Below are 2,425 nucleotides of genomic sequence, written 5' to 3' on the forward strand. Positions count from 1 at the left end.
GTGGCGGACTTGGCGGCGGGCGGCGTCGGGGGCAGGGTGGTCCAGGCTGTCGCGAGGACGGTGGTCAGGGCGCAGCCCAAGGTGGTCAAGGCGCGGTGCATGGTGGTCGTCTCCCCGTTCGGTCAAGTCAGCTGCCGCCCATGCCGCCCTGGGCGGCGATCATGGTGGTCGGCAGGGCGCGTACGGCGTGCTCCAGACCGGGCGCGAGGGCGGCGAGCGACTTCGTGCACGCGTCGATGCGGGCCCGGTAGGTCTTGTGCTCCCGGCGGGAGACGACCGAGCGGATGTTGCCGGCCCCGGCCAGGGCCAGCAGCGCGGCGTCGGTGGCGGGCAGCTCGGGTACGGGGGTGGTGCCGCGCAGCGCGGTGGCGAGTCGGGCGTGCAGGGCGGCGGGCACGGCCGGGTCGGTCACGGTCAGCCTGCGGGCGCCGAAGGGGGTGCGGGGTTCCTTCACGGTGAGGAGTCCGGCCGCGGCGAGCTGGTCCTCCACCTCGGTCAGGGTCCGCTTGCGGTGGCGGCGCATGAGGTGCTTGAAGCCGTGCCCTCCCTCGGCGTCGCGCAGCACGCCGTCCAGGGCCACGTCACCGGTGGGCGGGGTACCGGAAGCGATGACCGTGCCGCCGTCCTGCCTGAGCCGGCCGCGCAGCGCGAGGTCGGTCAGGGCGGCGGCCCGGACCAGCAGTGCGGTACGGGCACGGTCGTAGGGAGCCTCGGTCGCGGCGTCGTGCGCGAGCAGGTACGTCAGACAGGGCAAGGACAGGTTGTCGGTCACACTCCGACGCTAGGGCCGCACACCCCGGCGGCGGATCGGCCGCAGGACCGGTCCGGCGATGGGAGCACAGGAGGATCGCGTCGCCGTCTCCTCCTTGAGGAGGAGAACGCGGCGGCCCGGGGGCGTGACCGTCGCCCGCCGGCGAGGGGCGGTGCCGGCTGCCGGAGGAGGCGGCTGTCAGGGGCGGCGAGGCTGGACGAGGCCGTGGTCGTAGGCGGCGACGACGGCCTGCACGCGGTCCCGCAGTCCGAGTTTGCGCAGGACCGCGGTCACGTGGTTCTTGACGGTGGCCTCCGACAGGCGCAGCCGCTGGGCGATCTCCGCGTTGGACAGGGCCTGCCCGATCAGGGTGAGGACCTCGCGTTCGCGGCCGGAGAGGTTCCGCAGGGAGGGTGGGGGTGCCGGGTCGGGCGTGGCACGCAGGAACTGGTCCAGCACGCGGCTGAGCACGGTCGGCGCCAAGAGGGCGTCGCCGCGCGCGGTGAGGCGGATGGCGTCGACGAGTTCGGCGGGGCGGATGTCCTTGAGCAGGAAGCCGCTGGCCCCGGCCCGCAGGGCGGCGACCACGTGTGCGTCCACGTCCCAGGTGGTCAGTACCAGGACTCGGGCGCGGCTGCCGGAATCGGCGATCTGCCGGGTCGCCTCGATGCCGTCCACCACGGGCATGCGCACGTCCATCAGCACGACGTCGGGTGCCAGTTGCCGGGTCAGCCGTACCGCCTCCCCGCCGTCGGACGCCTCGCCGACCACCTCGAGGTCCTCCCGGGCGTCGATGATCATGCGGAAACCGGTGCGGACCAGGGTCTGGTCGTCGGCCACCACCACGCGCAGTGTCATGCCCCGCCCTCCGCCGTACCGTCCGCTCTTCCGTCCGGCGTACCGTCCGCTGTTCCTTCCGGCGTACCGTCCGTCTTTCCGTCGGGCAGGTCCTGCGCCATGTCCTCAGGCACGCTCTCCGGCACGGCCTCCGGGGCGCCGTCCGCCATGCGCCGAGAGGCGCTGTCCGCCTTGGACTGCGGAGTGCCGATCGGCGTGCGCTGCGGGGTGCGCTGCGGCGGGCCTTCCGGTGCGTGTTGCGGCGGGCCGTCTACCGTGCCTTCCGCCGGGCGGTCCGGCCTGCCGTCTACCGTGCCTTCCGCCGGACGGTCCGGCCTGCGGTCTCCCGTGCCCTCCGCCATGTGCTCCGGCCTGCGGTCTCCCGTGCCTTCCGCCGTGTGCTGTGTGGTCCGTTCCACCGGCAGGTGGGCGGCGACCTCGAATCCGCCTGTGGCCAGGGGGCCGGCGCGCAGGCTGCCGCCAACGAGACGTACGCGTTCCCTCATCCCCATCAGGCCCCGCCCCGCTCCGGCCGGCGTCGGGCCGCCGGGCCGGGCGCCCTGCCGGGGGTGTCCGTTGTCGACCACGCTGACCTCCACGGCTTCGCTTCCGGCCGTCACGCGCACGCTGACCTCATCGGCTCCGGCCGCGTGGCGCAGTGTGTTGGTGAGGGCTTCCTGGACGATCCGGTACGCGGCCAGGTCCACGCCCGCGGGCAGGCCGTCGGTGGTGCCCTCGCGGTGCAGGTGGACGTTCATCCCGGTGGCGCGGACGCTGTCGGCCAGTTCCTCCAGCCGGGCGAGGGTGGGCCCCGGCTGCCGCTCCTCCCCCGCGCCC

3 protein-coding genes are annotated in these 2,425 nt (G+C 74.4%); all 3 read right to left on the minus strand.

Annotated features, from left to right (window positions below; translation table 11 throughout):
- Positions 1 to 127: 127 nt before the first annotated feature.
- Complete coding sequence (locus tag V7E45_RS39850; protein WP_333779183.1) at positions 128 to 772, minus strand: GOLPH3/VPS74 family protein; 645 nt, start codon at positions 770 to 772, stop codon at positions 128 to 130.
- 177 nt (positions 773 to 949) lie between these two features.
- Positions 950 to 1,609, minus strand: a complete 660-nt coding sequence (locus V7E45_RS39855) for a response regulator transcription factor (RefSeq protein WP_333779184.1) — start codon at positions 1,607 to 1,609, stop codon at positions 950 to 952.
- Positions 1,606 to 2,425, minus strand: an 820-nt coding sequence (locus tag V7E45_RS39860; RefSeq protein WP_333779185.1) for a sensor histidine kinase, incomplete at its 5' end; no start/stop codon positions are given. The genes V7E45_RS39855 and V7E45_RS39860, both read right to left, overlap by 4 nt.

The organism is Streptomyces sp. IBSBF 3136, assembly GCF_036815105.1.
In the GTDB taxonomy this organism is placed as follows: Bacteria; Actinomycetota; Actinomycetes; order Streptomycetales; family Streptomycetaceae; genus Streptomyces.